The organism is Candidatus Methanomethylophilus sp. 1R26 (assembly GCF_001481295.1).
Classification (GTDB): domain Archaea; phylum Thermoplasmatota; class Thermoplasmata; order Methanomassiliicoccales; family Methanomethylophilaceae; genus Methanomethylophilus.
In genome coordinates, this window is the sequence record NZ_LOPS01000049.1 from 26,602 (window position 1) to 49,358 (window position 22,757).

General features: G+C 61.8%; 18 protein-coding genes and 3 pseudogenes. 8 read left to right on the forward strand and 13 right to left on the reverse strand.

Features of this window, described 5'->3' with window-relative positions; genetic code table 11:
* Positions 1-34 precede the first annotated feature (34 nt).
* Positions 35-1,146, reverse strand: a pseudogene (locus tag AUQ37_RS13790) (OBG GTPase family GTP-binding protein).
* Positions 1,147-1,230: 84 nt separating this feature from the next.
* Here AUQ37_RS13790 and mutM point away from each other — a divergent pair.
* Together mutM and AUQ37_RS08670 are read left to right on the forward strand one after the other, a co-directional pair.
* On the forward strand, positions 1,231-2,112 hold the full coding sequence (gene mutM / locus AUQ37_RS08665; protein WP_058748258.1) for a bifunctional DNA-formamidopyrimidine glycosylase/DNA-(apurinic or apyrimidinic site) lyase: 882 nt from the start codon (positions 1,231-1,233) through the stop codon (positions 2,110-2,112).
* Positions 2,113-2,121: 9 nt separating this feature from the next.
* The gene (locus AUQ37_RS08670; protein WP_058748259.1) at positions 2,122-3,351 is read left to right on the forward strand and encodes a zinc ribbon domain-containing protein; all 1,230 of its coding nucleotides are present in this window, start codon (positions 2,122-2,124) and stop codon (positions 3,349-3,351) included.
* 558 nt (positions 3,352-3,909) lie between these two features.
* On the opposite strand, the gene AUQ37_RS08675 is transcribed toward AUQ37_RS08670, so the two are convergent.
* Complete coding sequence (locus AUQ37_RS08675) at positions 3,910-4,566, reverse strand: hypothetical protein (RefSeq protein WP_058748260.1); 657 nt, start codon at positions 4,564-4,566, stop codon at positions 3,910-3,912.
* 310 nt (positions 4,567-4,876) lie between these two features.
* On the opposite strand from AUQ37_RS08675, the gene AUQ37_RS12695 reads away from it, so the two are divergent.
* From AUQ37_RS12695 to AUQ37_RS08685, 3 genes and pseudogenes are all read left to right on the forward strand, one after another.
* A complete protein-coding gene (locus AUQ37_RS12695) occupies positions 4,877-5,644 on the forward strand; it encodes a DNA topoisomerase VI subunit B (RefSeq protein WP_235585052.1) in 768 nt (255 codons plus the stop codon).
* 257 nt (positions 5,645-5,901) lie between these two features.
* A pseudogene (locus AUQ37_RS12700) lies at positions 5,902-6,923 on the forward strand (hypothetical protein).
* Positions 6,920-8,008, forward strand: coding sequence for a DNA topoisomerase IV subunit A (locus AUQ37_RS08685; RefSeq protein WP_058748261.1), 1,089 nt, complete (start codon positions 6,920-6,922; stop codon positions 8,006-8,008). Before AUQ37_RS12700 ends, AUQ37_RS08685 begins: the two are co-directional and overlap by 4 nt.
* Positions 8,009-8,044: 36 nt before the next feature.
* Here AUQ37_RS08685 and lysS read toward each other — a convergent pair whose 3' ends face one another.
* A complete protein-coding gene (gene lysS, locus AUQ37_RS08690; protein WP_082662505.1) occupies positions 8,045-9,721 on the reverse strand; it encodes a lysine--tRNA ligase in 1,677 nt (558 codons plus the stop codon).
* A 124-nt stretch (positions 9,722-9,845) separates the two neighbouring features.
* Here lysS and AUQ37_RS08695 point away from each other — a divergent pair, with 124 nt between their 5' ends.
* Positions 9,846-10,016: a preprotein translocase subunit Sec61beta gene (locus AUQ37_RS08695; RefSeq protein WP_058748262.1), complete on the forward strand. Its 171-nt coding sequence runs from the start codon at positions 9,846-9,848 to the stop codon at positions 10,014-10,016.
* 175 nt (positions 10,017-10,191) lie between these two features.
* Here AUQ37_RS08695 and AUQ37_RS08700 read toward each other — a convergent pair whose 3' ends face one another.
* The 3 genes from AUQ37_RS08700 to AUQ37_RS08710 form a co-directional block, all read right to left on the reverse strand.
* A complete protein-coding gene (locus AUQ37_RS08700) occupies positions 10,192-11,496 on the reverse strand; it encodes a cation:proton antiporter (protein ID WP_058748263.1) in 1,305 nt (434 codons plus the stop codon).
* Between the two features lie 108 nt (positions 11,497-11,604).
* Positions 11,605-13,347: a hypothetical protein gene (locus tag AUQ37_RS08705; RefSeq protein WP_058748264.1), complete on the reverse strand. Its 1,743-nt coding sequence runs from the start codon at positions 13,345-13,347 to the stop codon at positions 11,605-11,607.
* A gap of 138 nt (positions 13,348-13,485) precedes the next feature.
* Positions 13,486-13,869, reverse strand: a complete 384-nt coding sequence (locus tag AUQ37_RS08710; protein WP_058748265.1) for a CopG family ribbon-helix-helix protein — start codon at positions 13,867-13,869, stop codon at positions 13,486-13,488.
* 128 nt (positions 13,870-13,997) lie between these two features.
* On the opposite strand from AUQ37_RS08710, the gene AUQ37_RS08715 reads away from it, so the two are divergent.
* Positions 13,998-14,639: a ZIP family metal transporter gene (locus tag AUQ37_RS08715; protein ID WP_201013889.1), complete on the forward strand. Its 642-nt coding sequence runs from the start codon at positions 13,998-14,000 to the stop codon at positions 14,637-14,639.
* 2 nt (positions 14,640-14,641) lie between these two features.
* Positions 14,642-14,779: a hypothetical protein gene (locus AUQ37_RS11595; RefSeq protein ID WP_201013890.1), complete on the forward strand. Its 138-nt coding sequence runs from the start codon at positions 14,642-14,644 to the stop codon at positions 14,777-14,779.
* A gap of 15 nt (positions 14,780-14,794) precedes the next feature.
* Here the strand turns inward: AUQ37_RS11595 and AUQ37_RS11600 are convergent, their stop codons facing one another.
* From AUQ37_RS11600 to AUQ37_RS08745, 7 genes and pseudogenes are all read right to left on the reverse strand, one after another.
* The gene (locus AUQ37_RS11600; protein ID WP_201013891.1) at positions 14,795-15,154 is read right to left on the reverse strand and encodes a hypothetical protein; all 360 of its coding nucleotides are present in this window, start codon (positions 15,152-15,154) and stop codon (positions 14,795-14,797) included.
* Positions 15,139-16,179, reverse strand: coding sequence for a cobyrinate a,c-diamide synthase (locus AUQ37_RS08720; protein ID WP_235585053.1), 1,041 nt, complete (start codon positions 16,177-16,179; stop codon positions 15,139-15,141). The genes AUQ37_RS11600 and AUQ37_RS08720 overlap by 16 nt, the downstream gene beginning before the upstream one ends.
* Positions 16,180-16,196: 17 nt before the next feature.
* On the reverse strand, positions 16,197-18,170 hold the full coding sequence (locus tag AUQ37_RS08725; protein ID WP_058748266.1) for a bifunctional cobalt-precorrin-7 (C(5))-methyltransferase/cobalt-precorrin-6B (C(15))-methyltransferase: 1,974 nt from the start codon (positions 18,168-18,170) through the stop codon (positions 16,197-16,199).
* Positions 18,171-18,193: 23 nt separating this feature from the next.
* On the reverse strand, positions 18,194-19,195 hold the full coding sequence (locus tag AUQ37_RS08730) for a cobalt-precorrin 5A hydrolase (protein ID WP_058748267.1): 1,002 nt from the start codon (positions 19,193-19,195) through the stop codon (positions 18,194-18,196).
* 82 nt (positions 19,196-19,277) lie between these two features.
* Positions 19,278-20,425 (reverse strand): annotated as a pseudogene (gene cbiD, locus AUQ37_RS08735) (cobalt-precorrin-5B (C(1))-methyltransferase CbiD).
* A gap of 87 nt (positions 20,426-20,512) precedes the next feature.
* Positions 20,513-21,367 (reverse strand): AAA family ATPase, encoded by an 855-nt coding sequence (locus AUQ37_RS08740; protein WP_058748268.1) that lies wholly within the window; start codon positions 21,365-21,367, stop codon positions 20,513-20,515.
* 510 nt (positions 21,368-21,877) lie between these two features.
* Positions 21,878-22,723 (reverse strand): hypothetical protein, encoded by an 846-nt coding sequence (locus AUQ37_RS08745; protein WP_058748269.1) that lies wholly within the window; start codon positions 22,721-22,723, stop codon positions 21,878-21,880.
* Positions 22,724-22,757 lie beyond the last annotated feature (34 nt).

Sequence of the window (22,757 nt, forward strand, 5' to 3'; positions counted from 1 at the left end):
GCCGCCTGTCCGGCCGGAAAATCCCAGATCCGTCTCAGGACCTCTTGACTATGATGCAGAGGATGTCCTCATCCTCCACGACATGATCCATTCCGACGGTCTGCCCGGGGAACTTAGCGCTCTTGCCCCAGACCATGGCATAACGGAACGCGTTCCTGAAGTCCCTGTGGATCAGCTCGCAGACATCGCCGACCGTGTTCCCCCTCTTGACGATGAGGGGCTCCTTCATGTCGGCCTCTTGGCCCTGCGGCTTGAGGTAGATCCTGATCATATCGATCTGGTCATAGATCTCCTGCTTCAGGGCATCGATGTTGTAGCCGGTGGCCGCGGAGACGCCGACGCTCTTGTACGCCTTGTGCATCTCCATGACCGCCTCGAGCTGGCCCGGTTTGGCAAGATCGACCTTGTTGATGGCCATGACCGCCTTGATGTAAACACGGTTGCCGGCGAGGACGTCCAGCATCTGCTCCACATCGATGTCCTCGCGGACGACGACGTGGCGTTGATGTGGCCGTAGGCCGCCACCATGTCCTTGATGGTGTCGACGTCGATCTTGGTCAGCTTGAGCGTCGGCTTGACGATGATGCCTCCGGACTGGGACGTCGTGATGTTGACGTCCGGGGGATACTGGTTGAGCCTGATGGCGGAGTTGTATAGCTCCTTCATCAGCACGCTCAGGTCCGGGTTGAAGATGTCCACGACGAGCAGGATGATATCGGCGGAACGGGCGGCCGCGATTACTTCCCTTCCCCTTCCCTTCCCGCGGGACGCATCCTTGATCAGCCCTGGCATATCCAGGATCTGGATCTTCGCGTGGTTGTACTCCATGACTCCGGGCACGACATCCAGGGTGGTGAAGTGGTATGCCCCCACCTCCGAGTGCGCTCCGGTCAGCTGGTTGAGCAGCGTGGACTTTCCCACGGACGGGAACCCGACCAGCGCGACCGTCGCGTTGCCGGCCTTCTTGACGTAGAAACCCCTGGTCCCTCCGCCTGCCCTCGACTGCTCCAGCCTGTGCTCCCTCTCCATGGAGAGCTTGGCTATCTTCGCCTTCAGCTTGCCTATGTGCGCTTCGGTGGCCTTGTTCTTCTTGGTGTTTGAGATCTCCTTCTCGAGCTCATCGATCTGTTCTTCGATCGTCGCCATCCGTCACGCCTCCTGCCCTGCTGATTGATATCGCATATTAAGGGATTATCGTTTTTAATCATCCGCCGCATATCATGCACCGATATGCCAGAACTTCCGGAGATCGAGACGGTCAGGAGGAACGTCGCCCCTCTGGCCGAGGGACGCCGGATCGTCTCCGTGGAGGCCGACGGCACCCGCATCCTGAAGAACAGGACGCCTGAGGACATGCGGATGCTGGAAGGGAGCACCGTGACGGGGATAGACAGGCGCGGGAAGGCGCTCATCATCCGCCATGACAGCGGGATACGCTCGGTGGTCCGCTTCGGAATGACCGGCCAGCTGTACGTCTGCCCGGCCGGAGACCCGGCCGAGAAGCACACGCACATCGCGGTCACCTTCGATAACGGTTCGCAGATGCGCTTCGTGGACCCCCGGCGCTTCGGGGCCGTCTGGGTCTTCGGGAAGGGAGAGGACGACAGCTGCTCCGGAATCGGATCAATGGGCCCGGAACCGGACAGCCCCTCCCTCAACAGGGACTACCTATACAGGACGCTGTCCGGGAAGAGCATGCCTGTAAAGGCCGCCCTCATGGACCAGTCCGTAGTAGCCGGCCTCGGCAACATATGGTCGGGGGAGGCCCTGTTCCTCGCCGGGATCTGCCCCCTGACCCCGTGCTCCGAGCTGGACCGGGAAGATTGGGACAACCTCGCCCGCTGCATCGCCAGGACCGTGGAGTTCGCCGTGGCCCAGAACGCGGTCACGGCCGAGGAATATGCCGAAGGGAAGGGGCGGAAGTACTACGACGTCGATTATCTGAAGGTCTACGGGCGGGAGGGAGAGCCGTGCACCGTGTGCGGAACGCCCCTGGTGAGTTCCCGCATCTGCGGCAGGAGCTCTTTCTGGTGCCCCAAATGCCAGCCCCGGAGGCCCCGATACCGCCGGCCCGGAGCCGGTCGGGTATCTTTATATGAACAGGGGGGATAACTCCCGACCATGGCAGATAAAAAGGGAGGGAGCATCGATTGGAACAAAACGGTGTTCCGCTCGATCACCACCAAGCAGTTCGTGGCGATGATCATCGCCTTCGCGCTGGGCCTGATAATCCTCTGCATCGGACTGGGAGGATCGGTCATCGGATGGCTGCTGACCGCCGTCATCCTCTACATCTTCCCCAGGCTGACCAAGGTCAGGGCCAGGGACATCGCGGCCTTCGGGGCCGTGTTCGCCGTCGTCGGGATCGTCGTGGGAGGCCTGTCGGTCGCTCCCGAGTTCATCGACGCTAACAGCGACAAGACCCCGAGCGACCACGGCGCATTCTCCAATGTGACGTACACCTATACCGATGACGGGATCTACACCGTCGAGTTCGATTACGATATCGACGGATACGACGGCGACTCCATCATCATGTACACGGCCCACATCAACCAGATCCTGTTCACCTACCCCAGGGCGGATTCGGCCGACGCCTATGTCATCATGACCATCAAGGACGGCGCTGTCGCGCCTGCGAGCAGCAACACGATGACCGTCACCGACAAGACCGCCACCACCGGGCACATTGTCTTCACCCTCAACGAGAAGGCCCTCGGCACCGACACCCTCTGGGAGCTCGACCTGATCGTCGGGACCAGCTTCGATGCGGACGAGACCGCCGGGACCTACACCTACCGGGAAAGCACCTCGGACTGGACCTTCGACAGCAGCTCGGTGTCCACCGCGAGCCTCACCGGCTACACGGGCGCGGACAAGAACGGCCCCAGCTTCGTCGGCTGCGCCGATGCCATGCTGTACGTCATGATCATGTTCTTCCTCATAGTCGGAATGGTCTGGCTCATCAGGGACAGGGTCAACAAGACCAGGACCAAGATGGAGAAGGAAGGCAGGCTGTACCCCCAGGGATACGGCAGGTGCGACAACTGCGGCGCGCTGATCCTCCCGGGAGAGATCAAATGCAGGAAGTGCGGGACCTACATCAACCGCCCCGAATCCATGAAGCCGAAGAAGACCGACTTCTTCCAGTGCTCCGAATGCGGCGCCGAGGTCCCCTCCGATGCCAAGGTCTGCCCCAAGTGCGGAGCCAAGTTCGACGGCGAGGAGCAGGACATCGTGAAGTCCGACGGCAGCATCGAGAAAGTATCCGAGAGGGCTGTCTGCCCCGGATGCGGATGCGAGCTGCCTGACGGCGCAGAGGTCTGCCCCAAGTGCGGCAGGAAGCTCTGAAGCTGCAAAACGGGGGGAGTTTCCTCCCCCCCCCGAAACCCTTTGGCCCCGAACAGGGGCGGTTTTCATTGTTCTATGCTGAGATCTGATGAACAGGGCCCCAGCCCCTCAGCCTCATTACGATGCACGCATCACAGATGGCAGACACCGTTGAATGTGCCTGCCCCGTCGACCGCAAACACCCGCACCATGCGCAGATTTGAAACGATTGCCGGCACACGGCCGTATGCTGGTCCTGCAAGGGTGCACAGCCGGCCATACAGAAGAATGCGGAATGCGGATGCGATGGAAAGATACTGTATGCTCAGAGTGTCGGAGAGCCCTGACTGTCACCCGATCTAACAGCCCTCTGAAGGCACTGCAAGCGCGGATAGGAGGAACAGCCGTGGATAAAGGCACAGAAGACGTCGGTGAAGCACAGCACTGCAGATGGGATTCCTATTAGGGGGGCCGATCGGCGCAGACTTGCTTCCGGAGTATACCCGGCATCACAGAATTATAGAGAAGAAGAAAAAGAGGTTGGGCGCCGAGGGCGCCCGTTTTCAGTTTAAATCGGTTTCACATTCCGAACTTGGCCTTAACGTCAGCGTCGAACATCCAAACGAGCATGCAGATGTAGACGATGAAGTTGAGGATACCGACGATCAGGGAGATGATGAGCCCGACGCCGTCGCCGCCGAACATGCTCAGCAGAGCCGAGATGATGCAGATGATGAAGACGACGATGAGGACGACCCACATGACCTTGTCGAAGGTGGTGACGTTGCCGTCGGTGATCTTCTTGTAGACCCAGAGGATGATGATGCCGATGATCAGGTCGATGATTCCGGTAACGATGCTTCCTCCGATGTCGTCGAATCCGAAGGACCCGATGATGTAGAAGATACCGATAACAACGGTGGTGTATCCGACAACGTGGACGAGCTGGGTCAGGACTCCGAATTTGGAGGAGGTGTCCTCGCCGGAGGTGACTTCGAGCTTGTCGATGATCTTGTTGTGGACCTGCTTTCCACCGCGAATCTGCTGTCCGAATGCGAAGTAGATAATGGCGCAGATGAGCTCTCCGACTCCGAGGATAACCCAGCCAACAACCTCGTCGTTCATGTCGTCATCGACGAATGCTCCGACGAAGAGGATGATGGCTGCGATGATCTCGAGGATACCGATAGCCCATATTGCCGTTCCTACGGTTTTAGTGTCGTCAAGGAATGACATGAGTACGGGATTGCTTTTCCTATATGAATATTGTTGGTCTTACTGATTCCGAAAATGTAGAAGCGCCAATTCTCTGGGTATTATATTCGTACAATTTGATTCCCTGAAAACAGCGTCTGATTGTGGCATGTTCAATTGCACTTCTGGCTATCGCCGCAGGGTTCCTGCATGCCCTCTCTTCTCTGCCCCGTATCGGCCGCAGGCAGACTCCGCCGTATGCTGGCATATGCCATGCCGAAACAATGTGCCAGATGATATACCGCTGATATCCTGGGCAACGATAATAAACTTCAATCCCATTGGAGGTCCGATGGGAAACGACACCGGGACGGCAAAGGCGTCCAGGACTCGGAGGGCTACCGCGGAGGAGCTCGCCGACAAACAGCATGAGATCTCCGTCACCGAATTTTTCGAGAAGAACAAGCAAATCCTCGGATTCGACTCGCGCGCCAAATCGCTCCTGATGGGAGTGAAGGAGGCGGTCGACAATTCGTTGGATGCCTGCGAGGAGGCCGAGATCCTCCCTGACGTGATTGTCAAGATATCGAAGGTCGGCGACGAGGATTTCCATGTCTCGATCGAGGACAACGGGCCCGGCATCGTGCACCGCGCCATGCCGAACGTCTTCGGGCGCCTGCTCTACGGCTCCCGCTTCCACGCCATGAGGCAGTCCAGGGGGCAGCAGGGAATAGGCATCTCCGCGACCGTCATGTACGCCAACGTATCGACGGGGAGGCCCGCCCACATCGCATCCAGGATCGAGGGCGACGACGAGGTCGCCTGGGAGATGGACATCGCAGTCGATACGAAGACCAACCGCCCGATCGTGACCAACGACCACCCGTTCCCCTGGGTGGACAAGGCCCACGGGACGCTCATTGAGTACACGACCAAAGGCCGCTACATCACCGGCAAGCAGTCCATCTTCGAATACCTGAAGGAGACCGCCATCGTCAACCCCCACGCCAGGATCGAGTTCCACGACCCCGACGGCAAAATCTACACCTTCGAGAGGGCGACCGACATCATGCCGCCGAAGGCGTCGAGATCAAGCCCCACCCGAAAGGCATGGAGATAGGCGACATGATGACCTATTCCTCCCTTTCGGAGCAGCCCACGGTCAGGGAGTTCCTGAAGAACGACTTCTGCAGGATGACCGCCCGCATCGCCAACGACATCTGCAAGAAAGCGGGCGTCGACCCCGCATCGAAACCGGCGGACCTCGGCCGCGAGGGCAGCATGAAGCTCATCTCGGCCATCGCGGACACTAAGATCATGGAGCCGCCCGCCGACTGCCTCTCGCCTATCGGCGACATACTGATCAAGAAGGGGCTCATGCACATCCTCGACGGACTGCGCCCCGAATACTACGCGACCCCGGTCACCCGCCCCGCCCATGCGGTGTCCGGGAACCCGTTCACCGTCGAAGCAGGCATCGTCTACGGAGGCGAGATCCCCTCGGACGGGCAGGTGACCATCATGAGGTTCGCCAACCGCGTCCCCCTGCTCTACCAGCAGGGCGCGGACGCATAACCAAGGCCGTCCAGGACTTCGACTGGCGCAGGTACGGCCTGGAGCAGAGAGGCGGGAAGGGCATGCCGTTCGGCCCCGCCATCATCCTCGTACACGTCGCATCCACCAAAGTGCCGTTCACCTCCGAGGGCAAGGAGGCCATCGCCAACATCCCGGAGATCTACGACGAGATCATCAACGCCCTCAGACTGGTCGCCAGGAACCTCAAGTCGCACCTGAACAAGATGGAGCGCAAGAGCAAGACCCATGAGAAGTTCGACATCGTCCAGAAGATCCTCCCGGACCTGGCGAACAAGATCTCCGCCCAGCTCGGCAGGCCGGTGCCTGACCTCAGCCGCACCATCACGAAGATCATGAACGTGGTATGGATAGAGCCGAAGAAGGAGAAAACCGAGAAGGGGTACGCGATCAGCTACACCATCTACAACTACACGGTCCGCCCCCACACCTTCATGCTCCATGCCGCGCTCCCAGCCGACTGCGTCAACGAGCGCGTGACCGGATCGCCGTTCTACGACTCCTCGAACGAGGAAGGGAAGACGCAGTGGGTGGTGAGGGACCTGGAATCCTCCAAGTCCGTGCAGATCTCCTTCGAGCTCACCGGGGAGATGGCCGACACCTTCGACCCGGACGACATCTACGTCTCCGGGATCAATCCTGTCATAGTCATGGGCGCCGAGGCCCTGCCCGGAGATTGGGGCATCAAGGGCATGGAGATAACCGAGACCGAGGAGGATATCCCGGCGGACGACTCCGAGGAAGATACCGAGAAAGAGGAGGAACTGGAAGAAGAGGAATTCGAGAAAGAGGAGGGAGACGAATGAACGACAGGCAGAAGGACGCGATGGAGAAGCTCACGGGGGTCGCCACCGGTGTGTACGATGCCCTGGACAGAGGGGACATCCCCACGATGACCCTCCCGCTGAGGTCGAAGAGGAACATCGAGTTCGACCCCATGACCCAGGTCTGGAAGTACGGCAGCATGAAGACCGTCAGGACCGCGAAGACGACCCAGGGCGCCACGACCATGCTGAGGACGGCCTACACCACCGACTTCATCAACGAGATGATCAGGGAGAACAAGTCCTCCACCCTAAGGGAGATGTACTACATCTCCGAGGGCTGGTACGCGGCCAAGTTCCACACACAGGACGAAGGCAACCTCCTGGCCGAGGACCTGGAGACCATGACCCACTGCATGAGGGAGGACTTCAAGCTCAGGCCCGAGGAGTCCGGCGCGCACGTCTACGGGAACGTCACCTTCCGCACCATGACGAAGAAGGGCATGAAGGACATCAACTGCATGGACGATGTGTCCGAACAGGGCTTCGCCGTGCCCTACAGCGTCGAGAACGAGACCTTCCAGATCAAGAGCCAGGACGTCAAGTTCGTGATGGCCCTGGAGACAGGAGGTATGTACGCCAGGCTGATCGAGAACGGTTTCCCCGAGAGGGCGAACTGCTGCCTCGTCCACCTCTCCGGACAGCCCGCCAGGTCCACCAGGAGGCTCATAAAGAGACTGAACGAGGAGAACGGCCTCCCGGTCGTGGTCTTCACCGACGGCGACCCATGGTCGTTCAGGATCTTCGCCTCCGTCGCCTACGGGGCCATCAAGACCGCGCATATCTCGGATTACCTGGCCACCCCCACCGCCCAGTTCATCGGCATCACCGCGTCGGACATCCTCAACTACGACCTCCCGACCGACAAGCTGAACGACAAGGATATCGGGGCCCTCCATGCGGAGCTCTCCGACCCCAGGTTCAACGACGAGTTCTGGGACAGCGAGATCCACGCCATGCTCGACATGGGGAAGAAAGCTGAGCAGCAGGCGCTGGCGAAGTACGGGCTGGATTACGTAACCGATACGTACCTCCCCGAGAAGCTGAGCGCCCTCGGTCTGCTGTGACGGTGGATGCGGCCGTCCGCTGATATCGGACGGCCGTCATGTCCCGGCATGACCGCCTGACAGACATACAGGCCTTATTTCGGACACCCGCGGGCGATCCACGTCCGCGCATGCTTCGGATGAAATGAGAAAAAAATCGGGGGACCCGGTCCCCCGGGGCCGCTCAGTTGTAAGCGGCTGATTGAACCTATTTATGACGAACTGCTTGTCCATCGAGGCCAGGAAGGGACCGAGCCTCGGCCCCCTGTCCTTGCCGATGATGAGGTTGTAGATGACCTTGTAAGCGTTCTTCATGCCGATGGGCGAGGCCTTCCCGCACTCGGATATGATGTTGACGATGGTGTCAGAATCCCAGTTGCAGTCGTTCATCCTCGCCACCAGGGACTGCAGGAATCCCTTGTCGTTCATCATGAGCTTGGTGCCTGCGGGGATGGTCTTCTGGATCGAGAACTTGACCACGTCGGGAGCGAAGGCCATCAGCCAGAACTCGAGGCACTGGCACCTGACCTTCAGCCTTGCGATGTCGTCGGCAGAGGCATCGGAGAGGTCGACGGTCCTCTTCACGATCTCGAGCTGCTTCTCGAAGTCGCCGGGGGCCATCTGGACGACGTTGCACAGGTGCTTCATGGACACCTCGACGGGCTGCCTCTTGGGAACGTGGTTGTGCTGAGCGATCTCGTAGGCGCGGACGGCGTTCTCCTCCGCCTCGGAGTATTGCTTGGTGAAGTAGGCGACCTCCATGCGGTCGTACTCGTCGGCCATGTCGAGGAGGCCCAGGCCGGAGTCGTAATCGATGGCCCTGGACGGCAGGACCCTGAGGAACAGGTAGTTGAGGACCTCGGGAGGGGTCATCTTGATGGCGTCGAGGCCAGTGACGGACGAGCCGGTGGACTTGTGCATCTGCCCGACGCCCTTGAGCTGGACGAACTCATAGGGCACGGGGTACGGGGGCTCGCATCCGAAGATCTCCTTGACGATCCTCTTCCCGGTGTCGTAGGACCCTCCAGCGGCGGCGTGGTCCTTCCCGAAGGGCTCGGCGGAGGTGCCGAAGATCATCCACTTGGCCGGCCACTCGCATCTCCACGTCAGCTTGCCGTCGTCCGTGCGGATGTCAGCCTTGCCGTGGAACCCGCAGCTGCACTGGTACTCGACGTACGGGTACTCGTACGTGTCGAAGATGGGCTTGGTGTACCTGCCGCACTTCGAGCAGATGGGGTTGTACGGGGCGTAGTTGGGGTCGGCGGGCTTGCCGGAGACCTCGTGCAGGATCTGGATGATCTGCTGCCTCTTCTTGAACGTCAGGTCGATGGCCTTGTCGAACTTGCCCTCCCTGTAGAGGTCGGAGGTCCAGATGATCTCGCAGTGGACCCCGAGGTCGTTGACTGCATCGAGGAAAGGCTGCACGAAGTGGTGGGCGTAGTTCTTGTGCTTCCCGCAGGGGCAGGGTATCCTGCAGATGGGCATCCCGACGTATTTCTCGTACTCCGCCGGAAGGAAATCGTACCTCTTCCTGAGAGGATCGAAGGAATCGATGAGGTAGATGAGCCTGACGTCCTTCCCGAGCCCCTCGACGGCGCTCCTGATGGATTCTCCGGTGATTGCCTCCCTGAGGCTGCCTACATGAATGATGCCGGTGGGACTGATGCCGGTGGCGATGAGGGGATGCTCCGCCTTCTCGGCGATGTCCTTGGCGATTACGTCTGCCCAGTGCATTGCGATCGTGCGCGTCTAGGTGTATCTTATAAAAATTATTTGCCCAAATCCGGGCGTCCGGGAGGATCCGTTTCCGCGCCTATAAGGGAATATATTAAATACGGTCCTATGATACGAAAGCGCAATGGCAAAAGAAGACAAGGGCCAATCCTTCTCATCGTCCGCAGGGCTGATGAGGTACTTCGACTCCGAAGATCAGAAAGGAATCAAGGTAGGCCCCAGGACGGTCGTCGCCCTCGCGATAGCCTTCACCATCCTCATCATCGTCCTGCCTGTGTTCATCCCTGTGAACTGAGCGGGACTGGGGCATCGCCCCTATTTTCCTAAAGAACCGGCGGATGCGCGAAGCATCCGCTGCAATAATTACCATCGGCCTGTTATCTTGCTGGGTCTGTTCCGCCGGAACCTATTCCTTGCGGCTGAAAAAGAAAATAAAAATGTTCCGGGCCGTTAGGCCCGGCGCCCCTTCATCAGATGGGGCAGTTGTTGTCCGTCTCCAGCTCCATGGCCTCGGGCGGGTACTTCTTCGCGTACAGCTTCGAGAGGATCGGAGGCGCGATTATGGTGGTGGCGACCGCCATCAGCACGATGACCGTGTACAGGGAGTTGGAAAGCGCAGGCGCGCCGTCCACGATGGTGTTCAGGCCGATGGAGGCGACGATTATGCCCACCTCTCCCCTGGGGATCATGCCCACGCCGACGATGTTGACAGAGCTCTTGGACAGGCTCCTGTCCGCGGCCTTGGCGCCGAGCCCGCAGCCGACGTACTTGCCGATCACCGCGAGTATTATGACCACCACCGCCTCGATGATGACCTCGGTGTCCTTCAAGTCGCTGATGTTGACCTGCATCCCGACGTGGAGGAAGAAGAACGAGATCATGAAGGTGGTCAGCACGTCCACCTTGTGGCTGAGGTTCCATTTCTCGGCGTAATCGGCGAACAGCATGCCGGCGAGGAAGGACCCGATGATGGCCGCCAGGCCGATGGACTCCGCCAGCCAGGCCATGAACAGGCAGACGAGGATGGCGATGGCGAACACATCGACTCCCTGGGTCTTCTCCTTCCTCCTCGCGTAGCCGGCCGCCTTGTCCACTATCTTCGGCATGGCGTACTTGGCGAAGGCGATGGCCACGAGGACGAACACCGCGGCCACGATTATGACCTCGGCCACTGCTCCGACGGATATGCCCCCGTCGGTCCCTGCGACCCCTTTGACGATCGCGAGGACGATCATGCCGAGAACATCATCGATGACGGCGGCGCCGATGATGATCCTCGATTCGAGCTTGTTCATCATCCCCATCTCCTTGATGACGCGGGCGGTGATGCCCACGGAGGTGGCGACCATGGCGGCGGCGAGGAACATCGCATGGTGGAAGTTCCCGTCGTTGAGCTCGATGTAGGCGTATCCGAGGATGAACGGGACGATGACACCCAGCACCGCGACGTACATGGCGCTCTTGCCCACTTTCAGCAGGTCGTTGACCTTGGTCTCCAGGCCTACCGAGAACAGCAGGAAGATGACGCCGAGCTCGCTCAGAGCATAGAGCACGGAATAATTGGTGTTCGTGGAGTCCTCCCCGGGCTCCGGCATGATCAGTTCCAGGCCGTCCTCGAGCAGCGACCAGTCCCCGAATGTCAGGTTGGCGATGATTATGCCGACGATTATCTCCCCGATAAGGCCGGGGATGCCGAAGTGCTCAACGACACGGTTTCCGATGCGTGCCAAGAAGAAGAGCACTACCAGCATCAGAAGGATCGGAAGCAGTTCCATGGGGAAGAGATATCTGGATTGGGCTTATAAAACGCACGAGTCCGCGCGCGCGGAATGACGGAAAAGAAACAGCGGAAGATGTTTCCGGGCCGGGGAGGCCCGGCAGGTTCAGTGCCTCAGGGACCTCAGGTCGCCGGTGAAGCGGTAGGGGACGTACCCCATCTTCATCAGGACCGGGGGGACCTGGACTGCGGCGCGGGGAGCCTCCCTGGGCTGGGGCTTCATCCTGATCTTGAACCTGCGGTCATAGCCCTCGAGGCCGTCCTCGGGGAGCTCCGAGTCATCGTCGGAGGTGCAGTCCATGGAGAGGATCTCGTCGCTGAGCATGTCGCCCCTGGCCGTGAACAGCAGGTCGCGGTCGAGGTCGACGATCTCGGTGACGGTCCTGGTCCTGACGCCGGACACGGTGCCGGTCATCCTGGTCTCGGCGACATTGAGCGGCGAGGAGGGGACGATGTAGTCTATGTCCTCTCCGGCCGCGATGCCTTCGGAGGACGGCTCCGGGAAGGGCTGGCGCTCGGACGCCTCCGCCTCGAGCTCCTCGAGGGTCTTCTTGGGCAGCCTGGGAACGGCCACCACGGTGCTGGTGACCGGCGCGGATGCGGAAGGAGCGGGCAGGACAGGCACCTCGGCCGCCGCGGCGATGGCAGGCGCGGAGGCTGCAGGCGCACCGAGGGCCTCGACGGAGACCGCGGCAGGAAGTGCCAGCATGCCGGTCTCCGGGATCCTGTACGGATGTGCGGGCTGCTCCGGCTCGGAAGGCGCCTCAGCGGCGGCGGGGACCTCTGCTGCGGGAACCGCCTCAGCGGCCTCGCTGAGGAGGGCCGCGTCTACGCTGCTCTCCTCGTACTCAGACTGCTCGGCCGCGATGGCCTCGGGGCGGACGAAGGCGCTTGCCTCTTCGATCGCGGCATGGAGGGCCTCTGCGTCGGTGCTTGCGATGGCCAGCTGGAACATGATGTCGTCAGTGCTGATCTCGGGCTCGGCAGAGTCCTCTGCAGGTGCCTCGGGGACCTCCGCTGCAGGCTCGGCGGGAACGGATACCTCAGCAATCTCAGGGACCTCCGCCTCGGGAACAGCGGCAGCCTCGGCAGGAGCTTCCGATGCTGCTGCCGCAGGAACGGCGGGGGCCTCCTCGGTCAGGTCGGAGACACTGACAGCCGCTGGAACCTCGGGAATCTCTGTGACGGGAGCCGCCTCAGGCTCTGCAGGCACCTCCTCGATGACGGCGACAGGGGCCTCGGGAACCTCTGCGGAAACCTCGGCAGCGGGCGCTTCCTCGGTCAGATCGGAAACAACGGCAGCGACAGGGACCTCCGGGACCTCCGCTGCAGGGGCTGCCTCGGCGGGCGCGGTCTTCCCTATGTCCATGAGACCGTCGGGGACAGCATCATCGCTGTACTGGTTGATCGGCTCGCCTGTGATGACCTCGGTCTTGGTATAATCGACGCGCTTGTACTCGGGCCTCTTCCTCTGGAACATAAAGGGCATGTCCTCATCGGTCTCGGCGGCGGGGGCCTCGGTGGTCTCGAAGCCCTTCATCTGGTCGTCGTAGACCGGCCTGTACACGGGCGTGTACTCCGGTGTTCCGCCGAAGTCCGCGTCCTCGGACTGCTTCCTGATGTAGACGGGCGAGCCGTTCCCGTCCTTCCCCTCATAGCCTGCTCCGAGCCCGCGGGCCGAAGGAGACGATATGCGGGCCGTGCGCTGAGAGCTGAAGTCCCTGGGCTCGAGCTCCTCGTCCTCGTTCTCGACGGAGAGCCTGATGCGCCGCCCCAGAGTCTTAAGCTTGCCGGCTATCTTCGAAAAAACAGCGCTGACGCTGTCCGCTAATGCATTTCCCGAGTGCATTTGAATCCATCCGCCAACTCTATCGGAAAGTCGATATTTAATAGATTCTCCGAGCATGTGCCGGACGGAGCGCGACGGCCGCGCGGACGGGAAGCCATCGCTTGTGAAAAATTGACATCTGGCTATGTTCTCGGAGGGTCACCCGCTCACGAATCTGACGTAGTCCGCCTTCCCTGTGCGCTCTATCTCCCGGAGCATCTCCTTGAGGTCCTCGGCGTCGCAGGAGATCACCATCACCTCGAGGCATTTCTTATTCTTCAGGTGGGAGTGGAGCTGCGTCTTGATAGCGTCCTGGTGCTTCGCCTGGATTATGCTCATCCACGGGTCCGAATGGTCGCGGCGGATGGTGATGAGGACGCCCTCCGTCAGGCCTTCCAGGTTCTCCATGTCGTCCATCTTCTCTATCTCGGAGGCGATGGCCGCGCGGACCGCTTCCGAACGCCCGCTGAATCCGAATGTATCCTGTATCTTGTCCAATTCAGCAATGTTCTCCTCGCTGAGGGAGACGCTCACGATCGCCATGGCTGCGCTACGCAGATGTAAGTTATTAAGAGGTTGCAATGCAGTTAATAAGAAAGATACTTCACGGAAGCGATTGTTAATAATAAGCCAATCATCTTTTAATAATAAAATCGGAGAATGGGCGGAACATGGACAACGACACTGCGATCATCGTGTTCGCATTGGTCATATTCGCGATCACCCTGGCGGCCGCGAGGATCCCTTTCATAATCGGAAGGGAGAAGCACAGGGACCTGCACCGCTTGATAACATTCAGCGCGGGCGTGATGGTCGGAGTGCTGTTCCTCATGCTGCTCCCGGAAGCCCTCGAGAGGAGCTGGGACAACGGCGTCTCCGAGGACACCATGGCCATCGCCATGCTCTGCGGGTTCCTCCTGCTGTTCGCGGCGGACTTCCTGGTGAAGAAATACCTGATGAAGGAGGATGCCTGCGAGGAGACCGAGCATGACATCACATCGCTCTCGGCCTTCATCGGCCTCGCGATCCACTCCTTCTTCGACGGCCTTGCCCTGGCGGCGGCGTTCATCGCCGGCGAGGATGTCGGCATCATGGTGCTCATCGCCCTGTGCCTCCACAAGTCCGTGGTGGTGTTCTCCCTGTCCTCCACCATGCTCATGTCCCACGGCCACGGCCGCGCCTGGGCCTACCTCGTCGTTTTCAGCGCCATATCCCCGCTGGCGGCCGTCGCGTCGTACTTCGCCATGGATACCGGCGGGCTCGATACCGCCGGCATCGCGCTGTGCTTCTCCGTCGGCATCTTCGCTTCGTGACCATGTGCGACATGATCCCGGAGGCGTTCAGGCATGAGAAGAGGGACAACGCCCAGCTCCTGATCTTCCTGGTCGGGATCGCCGTCTGCTTCGCCGTCGCCCTGCTCAGCAAATCGCTGATGGGCGATGTCGACATCTGAACGGAAGAAAGGGGCTCAGGCCCCTCTCCCGCTGTCTTCTTCTATACGCCGTTCGTCCGGCCGGGCCTTCTTCACGGACCCCCACGCCTCGCATCTTCTCAGGAAGCGGTAGGGGACCTCGGGATTGGAATAATAATAGAGATGGGGGAACCCGACCGATATGTTCCCCTCCTCATGGCCGCAGTCGTAGACCTTGCCGGACGTTTTCACGCCCTTCCACGAGCTGCCGCAGTTGGAACTGTCCCAGTAATGGAACTCATGGCCTTTGACCCCGCCGGCGATGATGGAGTCCGGATCGTCCGATGTGAGGGTGACGTAGCCGAACCTCTTCAGATGCCCCGTGTTCCTCACCTCGCCCTTCACGATGCCGGCCATCGGCCACACCTTCCCGTCGCGTCCTCCATCCTCTCGTGGAGGTACATGAAGCCGCCGCACTCGGCGAGGACCGGCATCCCGGCTCCGATCTTCCTGCGCATGTCCTCCAGCATGGAGGTGTTGCCGCTGAGCTCGGCGCCGTGCAGCTCCGGATACCCTCCGGAGAGGATTATGCCCTCCGCCCCGTCCGGGATGCGGGCGTCCCTCATGGGCGAGAAGGGGACGATCTCGGCCCCGCACTCCTGCAGGAGCAGGATGTTGTCGGCATAGGTGAAGCAGAACGCCTCGTCGGAGGCCAGGCCGATCCTCACCGGCCTGTCCAGCTTCCCGTGGGCGGGGGCTTCGCCGTCGATCTCCGGCGCGGTCCCGGCGATCTCGATGATCCTCCCGATGTCCAGGGACTCCTCGAGGATAGCGGCCAGCCTGTTCAGGCCGTCCCTGAGCTCCTCCACCTCGTCCGGGAGGACCAGGCCCAGGTGCCGGCTGCTGAGCACCATATCTTTCAATCTGGGTATGTACCCGATGACCTCCACTCCAGCCTCCTTCTCGATGACCGGCTTCAGCGCGGCGTAGGTCTGGGCGCTGACGTTGTTCAGTATGCATCCTTTGATGAGGTTGCTCCTGAATTCCTTGAACCCTTTGACCACGGCGGCGATGGAGATTGCCGCCCCGCGGCCGTTGACCAGCAGGACCACCGGGGTCTGGGTCTTCTCGGATATCTCGTAGGACGAGCCGATCACGGAGTCCGTCGACCTGCCGTCGTAGAACCCCATGACCGCCTCGATGACAGAGATGTCCGTCCCTTCGGACCCGCGCACGAACAGGTAGCGGAGCGTCCCGTCATCGGTGAAGAAGCTGTCGAGGTTCCTGGACTTGGTCCCGATGACCTTCTCATGGAACATCGGGTCGATGTAATCGGGCCCGCACTTGAACGACGAGACCTTCATCTTCCGGTTGACCAGCGCCTGCAGGATCCCGCAGACGGCGGTGGTCTTCCCGCTCCCGGACGAGGGGGCGGCGATCATCACGCGGGGACGGACGCTCAGTTCGCGCGCCCCCTGAAGACCGCGATGTACACGGGGTTCTGAGCTGTCATGAGGTTATAGCGGCCGAGGTGCCTAGAGCCCGCGGCGTTGATGCAGACTATCTCCTCCTGGTCGGCCGCGCATGCCTTGGGTATCTCCAGGATCTCGGAGAGGGTCTCGAGGGTGACGGCATTGACCGCGATCCGGCAGGACGGGTTCTTGGCCAGGATGCAGGAGACGATCTCCTTCAGGTTCCCGGACGACCCGCCGATGAACGCGTGGGTGGGGGCCGGGAGGCCTTCCAGGGCCTCGGGGGCGAACCCTTCGACGATCTCGACGTTGGGCGCTCCCAGCTTCTTCCGGTTGGCATCGATGAGCTCCGCCGCCGCTTCCTCCTTCTCCACCGCATAGACCCTGCCGCGGTAGGCCGCCAGGGCCATCTCGACCGATACGGAGCCGGTGCCCGCCCCCACATCGTAGACGACGGAATCCGGAGACAGCCTCAGCTTGGCCACGGACAGCGCCCTGACCTCGGATTTGGTCATGGGGGCGTCGCCCCTGGTGAACTCCGAATCGGGGAGGCCGATAGGGTCCCTGGTGTCGGGCTTGGGATTGAACACCAGCGCGCAGCACAGGCTCCCCAGCTCAGCTTTCATGATGTCGGCGGGACGGCCGCTCACGAACATCTCCTCCGGGTATCCGAGGTCGCAGCCGACATCGACCGATACGTGCTCCAGCCCGTAATCGATCAGCTGCCTGCAGACCTCCCTGGTCCCCTCGGCGCCGTTCAGTATCAGGAAGGAGACGGCATGGGTCCTGACCTCTCCGGCCGCGTTCGCGTCCCTGCCGTGGGCGCTGACCAGGTTCACGTCCTGCCACGGGATGCCCGCGCGGGCGCACATGTACTGCACGGACGAGATGCCGCAGTGGGCCTCGGTCTCGAACTCCTCCGGGTCCGCCTGCTCGATCATCTGCCGGGCGGCGCTGTAGAACCCGACGTCCCCGGAGCACAGCAGGGCCGTCTTCCTGTACTCGGGATGGTCCTTCAGATATGCCAGTATCTTCGGGGCGGCGTATTCCTCGAGCTTCGGCTTGCCTTCGGCCTCCGGTATGGCCAGCATGCGCCCGGCCCCGACGACGAGGTCGCTGGAGCGGACGGCCTCGGCCGCGGCGGAGGTCAGGCCGGTCCCGGGGCCCACGCCGATGCCGACGACGGCGATGCGGCGCTTGGGCATCCGCAGCGTGACTCCGAGCTTCTCCTCCAGGATGCGGACGGTCTCCGCGAAGCCCTGCCCCGGCTGCTCCGGGGGCCTGCCGACGAGGACGACCCTGGCCCCCGCGCGGGAGGCGGCGCGCATCTTCTCGCCGAAGCCGCCGGGGGCGCCGGAGTCCTTGGTCACCAGCCATTTGGCCCCGGTCTGCAGTAGCATACCGTAGTCGAGCTCCTCGCAGAACGGGCCCTGCATCAGGAAGATGTTCTTCCCCTCGAACCCCAGGGCCGCGCACTCCTCGGCCACCTTGGGGAGCGAGAGGACGCGGGCGAACACCCTGTTCCGGTAATCGGGTATGGCCGTGTACTCGGCAAGCTCCTTGGAACCGGTCGTGGCGAGGATGTTTCCCTCCTTATCCTTCAGGTACTCGGCGGCCTCCTTCACCGACCCCACGATGACGGCGTCCCCGGTATCGGACCCGGGGCGGACCAGCCTTATGTAGTCGGCGCCCGCCTCCGCGCAGGCCTCCTTCACATGCGCGGATATCCTCGAGGCATACGGGTGGGTGGCATCCACCACCACGGGGTACTCCTTCATCAGAGCGAGCATCTCATCATGTGCCAGAGGGTGCGCGGAGACTTCGATCCCCTCCGCCTTCCGGACGGATGTCCTGCCGTATTCGGTGGCCACGCAGGCATGCACCTTCACGCCCGCTGCGGCCAGAACCTCTGCTATGTCCCCGCCCTCGGTGGTGCCTGCGAAGACCAGTGCCTTTGCCATGCCCCGGCATATGGGCTATCCCGTTAATAGGATAACGCGCGGAATGCTGGGTTGGATTGATTCTGCGGCCCCTGTCGGCGCTTCCCGAAGGACGGGGAGATCTCCTTTTCGGCAACGGCGACGGTGACCCCGTTGCCCGCCTGCTTCCGCAGGAGGAGCTTCCCGCCTCCGGCGAGCCTAACCGCCGACCTCTCGCAGACGCAGTCCACCCCGATGACCGATCTGACGAACCCGGAGGACGAGAACTCCCCCGGGACCTCCTTCAGCTCCTCCGCGGTGTAGCAGACCAGGGGGAGCCCCCTCCTGGCGGCCAGGGATATCAGGCCCTCCTCGTCCTTCTTCAGATCGATGGTGGCGAACCCGCAGGCGGACTCCGGCGGGAGCCCAATCTTCGCGAAAGCCTCGGAGACCGCGGCGGCGATCGCCTCCTCCGGCGTCCCCCGGCGGCAGCCGATGCCAACGGCGCAGGTCCTCGGGACCAGCCTCAGCGTGGCCGGGAAGGGCTTCGCGGACGTGTCGTAGCCGATGTACACGCCCACGGGCGCATCCTTCCCGCCGGAGAGCTCCGGAGGGACCGCCCCGCCGACGGGGATGTCCGATACCAGGCCGACCGGGGAGCCGGAGAGCACCGCGGACGAGACGTCCTTGATGGCGCCGAGGTTCTGGACCGCCAGGCCGTTGGAGACCGCCCAGGCGTCGATGGATATCTTCCCGTTGATGTCGGTGGCAGTGGTCACGACCGGCACGGCTCCGATCTTCCGAGAGATCTCCAACGCGTACCCGTTGGCGCCCCCGATGTGGCCCGACAGGAGGGGCACGCAGTAATGACCCAGCTCATCGATCCCGATGACCGCCGGGTCTAGGTCCTTCCTCTTCACGAACGGGGCGATCTCCCTGACGGCGATGCCGATCGCCCCCACGAAGACGAGGACGTCGTTCTCCGCGAACGCCTGCTCCGTCCACCTGCGCATGCTGCATTCGACCCTGGGGACCCCCAGGGTGTCCATGGACGTCTTCGCATGCACTTCGGCGGTCCTTCGGGGAACGCCGCCGCCACCTTCTTCGCGGTATCGCAGCCTTTGGTGCTGAACGCTATTATGCTCGCCTTCATTCCTTCGCCTCCACTTTGGCCAGGAGCTCCTTCGCGGACGGGGTCTCCCCGAGTATGCCGAACTCGGAGGAGAACACGACGGCCGCCGTCGCGATTGATCCCCTGACGCGGTGCTGCATGTGGAACTCGATCTTGGGGATCATGATGTCCATAGTGGGCTTGATAAGGCCCTTCTCCGCGAGCGCCTCCAGGGCGTCGTCGGTCGAGATGCATCCCATGATGCGCTTCGCCGTCTCCGCGTCCGCGCCGGCCATGACCGCGTTGGACGCGAGGATCTCCATCCTGGCGTCCGCGTTCCGGGAATGGGTGTTCATGATGCCGCCGGCGACCTTCACCAGTTTTCCCAGGTTGCCCACGAGGAGGACCCCCTCCGCGCCCATCTCGACGGCCATGTCCAGGAAGTCCCCTATGAAATTGCTGCATTCGACCGGCATATCCCCTTCCAGGCCGGGGTACGCCTTGGCGAAGTCCTTGCCGTAGTTCCCCGGCACCGTCAGCAGGTACTTCCTGCCCTGGGCCATGAAGACCTTCATCTCCGCCTTTATGGACCCGAGGAGCGCGGTCTCGCTCATGGGCTCCACGATCCCGGACGTCCCCAGGATCGATATGCCCCCGACGATGCCCAGGCGGGGGTTGAACGTCTTCTTCGCTATGGCCTCCCCTTCCGGCACGTTTATGACCGCCCTCAGCCCGCCGCTGTAGCCGGCATCGGCCGCGGCCTTCCTGAGCGCATCCTCGATCATCTGCCTCGGCACATGATTGATGGCCGCGTTCCCCTCGGGCTGGTCAAGCCCCCTGCGGGTGACACGCCCGACCCCCTTTCCACCGTCGACCTCGAAACCCTCCGGGATGCGGGAGACTCGGCGCAGATCTCCGCCCCGTTGGTGTCGTCGGCGTCATCGCCCCCGTCCTTGCGGACGGATGCACGCGCGCAGCCCGGGGCCGTCTCCGCCGATACTACTTCGACGGTCACGTCTATGCCCTTCGGCGTCGATATGCGCATGTAGGGCGGGGCGTCACCCGTGAGGAGGAGGCGTGCGGCAGCGCCCGCCGCCGCAGCGGCCGATGTCCCGGTCGTGTAGCCCCTTCTGAGCTTCCTGCCCTCCACGTATACGAACGCCTGATCCTCGCCGATAGGTTCCATTGATGGCCTCTGCAGAGGGTATCGGTCCGGCTCATTAATCTTATTCGCAGACCGCCGATTGTTGGATTGATTCAGTGTCCGTCGGAGTCAGCTGTCGTCTTCTCCGCGGTAGATGGCTATGTATGACTCGGGGTCGCGGTAGACGCTTGGGTTCGAGACGATATCATAGACGTCCGGGAGGTTGAACATCATCTGGAAGCTAGTGCGCTTCCTGGGCTTTATGAAATCGCATTTTCTCGGGTCCGCCGCATGGCCGAGGACCCAGCACATCTTCTCGTAATCGTCGAAGAAGTACTCCTGCAGGAGGGGGATGATGTTCTTGGTAAACACCTTGGCCAGGTCATCCATGTTCCTGATGTGTATGAAATAAGCATGACCCAGCGTATGCTCCCTGTCGTACAGGGCCTCGATGCGCTTGTTGATGGTCCTCAGCAGCCGGGAGAGGTCCACGTCCATGATCCTCATGCCCTTTAGCACGTCCGGGTCCGGCATCATCTCGACGAACTGGAACCTCCTCCTGAGAGCGGTGTCGAGCGCGGTCAGGGACCTGTCCGCGGTGTTCATGGTTCCGAGCACGTACACCTTCTGCGGAACTGAGAACTTGACCTTCAGCTGGGGGAGGAAGACCTCGAGGCACTCGGGCATGCCCTGCCTCCTCGAGGATTCGAGCAGGGTGATCAGCTCTCCGAAGATCCTCGAGATGTTGCCTCTGTTTATCTCGTCGATGATGAAGACGCAGTTCCCCGTGTCCTCGAAGACCGGGTACTCCTTCTCCATGGAGGCGAGGAAATCCGAGGCAGTGCAGCTCAGCCGGGCCGGTGCATCGGATTCGATGCCGCACAGCGGGCCCTGCTCCCTCACGATCGCCCATTCGACGGAGGCAGCGGTGCCGGCTACATCCTTCACGATCCCCACTGCATCGGACGAGCCGCGAGAGAACATGGAGATGACGATGTCCCCCCGGCCTTATCCCTTCCGGAAGGCATCCGGCCGGAAGGCTGCCGTCCGAGAGTGCCTTCTCCCTGGCCGGATTGGCGCCGAACCCTCCTGGGGACACCGCCCATACAGCGGCGTCCGGATCGGCGGACAGCAGGTCCTTGGGCACGCCGTCCCCGACATGCACCGGTTTCTTGGAATCGTGGCAGAAGGAATAGAACACTCCGGGGACCGGCGAGTAGATGAGCGACCCGTCGTCGCGGACCTCAGGCCTAATCCCCTCGATGAAGTCGTCGTAGCTGAGGGACTGGTGGAAGGTCATGAAGTCGATCCTCCTGATCTTCGTGTACCGGTCGTACTTCCTCAGTGCCAGGTCGTAGCCGCCGGCGATGACGTCCTTCAGGGGCCTGCCTTCGATGATGGCCACGGCGTAGTTGACGACGTTGTACGTCTTGCCTGTGCCCGGGGGCCCGTAGAGCAGGAGGTTGTTGGAGATCGCTTCCTTCACGTCAGCGCTCATGCTCCGCTCTCCTCGGTCCGGACCTCCTCTGAGGCGGGCACATCCTGCGGATCGAATATCATTTCAGCGTCGATAGGCCCGTCGGAGATGACCGTCTTCCCGCTGTCGTCGATGATGAGATCGAACTTGGCGTCGAGGACCGCCTTCTTCCCGCTGAACTGATAAGAGATAGTAACATCGAACCTCCCGTCGCACAGCGAGGTCTCCTTGAACCTGAACTTGTAGACGCTGTACCCCGGGACGGACTTGGAGCAGACCGTGAGGATAGGCAGGGTGCGGCCGTCTTTCAGGCTCAGATTGACCTCCACCTCGAAGGGGTTGGAGCCGAACAGGCTGTTGATGTAGATCTCCCCGCTGTAGATGTACCCGTCGCCGGTGAGCTTCGAGAAGCCGACCTGGCGGTCCCTGACGTACGGGTTGCCGGCGGTCGCGAATCCCTGGGACTCATAGTACCTGTCCACCGTCTTGGACAGCGATATGGCGGACACGGTCAGCGCGGCCGTCACGGCCCACATGATCACAGCGGCTATGAACAGGGGATCGGACAGGTCTGAGAAGGCAGCCGCCGCGAACGCTGTGGCCGCGGTGGCGAGGACCAGGCAGACGGCTAACGCCGCCCTGAAGGCAACAGGGAGGCCGTTGAGATGGTTCCTTCTCGGGCAGTCGCGCTCGTCTGTGGTGACCGCCCCCTCCGATTTGTATAAGCCCACTCCGCTCTCGTTCTCCCTCCGGTACAGCAGGACGCTGTCTCCCGGAGTTATGTCCAATGCATCCATCACGCCGTTCTCGAGGACGACCCTGTTGAAGTCGTCTACCCTGCTCGTTCCAAGTATCTTCAGCATATCTCCGCCTCCGTTGCGCGGTCTGCAGCCGTCA

Coding starts and splice junctions, on each gene's coding strand:
- mutM (WP_058748258.1), top strand. CDS start 1,231: ATGCCAGAACTTCCGGAGATCGAGACGGTCAGGAGGAACGTCGCCCCT.
- AUQ37_RS08670 (WP_058748259.1), top strand. CDS start 2,122: ATGGCAGATAAAAAGGGAGGGAGCATCGATTGGAACAAAACGGTGTTC.
- AUQ37_RS08675 (WP_058748260.1), bottom strand. CDS start 4,566: ATGTCATTCCTTGACGACACTAAAACCGTAGGAACGGCAATATGGGCT.
- AUQ37_RS12695 (WP_235585052.1), top strand. CDS start 4,877: ATGGGAAACGACACCGGGACGGCAAAGGCGTCCAGGACTCGGAGGGCT.
- AUQ37_RS08685 (WP_058748261.1), top strand. CDS start 6,920: ATGAACGACAGGCAGAAGGACGCGATGGAGAAGCTCACGGGGGTCGCC.
- lysS (WP_082662505.1), bottom strand. CDS start 9,721: ATGCACTGGGCAGACGTAATCGCCAAGGACATCGCCGAGAAGGCGGAG.
- AUQ37_RS08695 (WP_058748262.1), top strand. CDS start 9,846: ATGGCAAAAGAAGACAAGGGCCAATCCTTCTCATCGTCCGCAGGGCTG.
- AUQ37_RS08700 (WP_058748263.1), bottom strand. CDS start 11,496: ATGGAACTGCTTCCGATCCTTCTGATGCTGGTAGTGCTCTTCTTCTTG.
- AUQ37_RS08705 (WP_058748264.1), bottom strand. CDS start 13,347: ATGCACTCGGGAAATGCATTAGCGGACAGCGTCAGCGCTGTTTTTTCG.
- AUQ37_RS08710 (WP_058748265.1), bottom strand. CDS start 13,869: ATGGCGATCGTGAGCGTCTCCCTCAGCGAGGAGAACATTGCTGAATTG.
- AUQ37_RS08715 (WP_201013889.1), top strand. CDS start 13,998: ATGGACAACGACACTGCGATCATCGTGTTCGCATTGGTCATATTCGCG.
- AUQ37_RS11595 (WP_201013890.1), top strand. CDS start 14,642: ATGTGCGACATGATCCCGGAGGCGTTCAGGCATGAGAAGAGGGACAAC.
- AUQ37_RS11600 (WP_201013891.1), bottom strand. CDS start 15,154: ATGGCCGGCATCGTGAAGGGCGAGGTGAGGAACACGGGGCATCTGAAG.
- AUQ37_RS08720 (WP_235585053.1), bottom strand. CDS start 16,179: ATGATCGCCGCCCCCTCGTCCGGGAGCGGGAAGACCACCGCCGTCTGC.
- AUQ37_RS08725 (WP_058748266.1), bottom strand. CDS start 18,170: ATGGCAAAGGCACTGGTCTTCGCAGGCACCACCGAGGGCGGGGACATA.
- AUQ37_RS08740 (WP_058748268.1), bottom strand. CDS start 21,367: ATGTTCTCTCGCGGCTCGTCCGATGCAGTGGGGATCGTGAAGGATGTA.
- AUQ37_RS08745 (WP_058748269.1), bottom strand. CDS start 22,723: ATGCTGAAGATACTTGGAACGAGCAGGGTAGACGACTTCAACAGGGTC.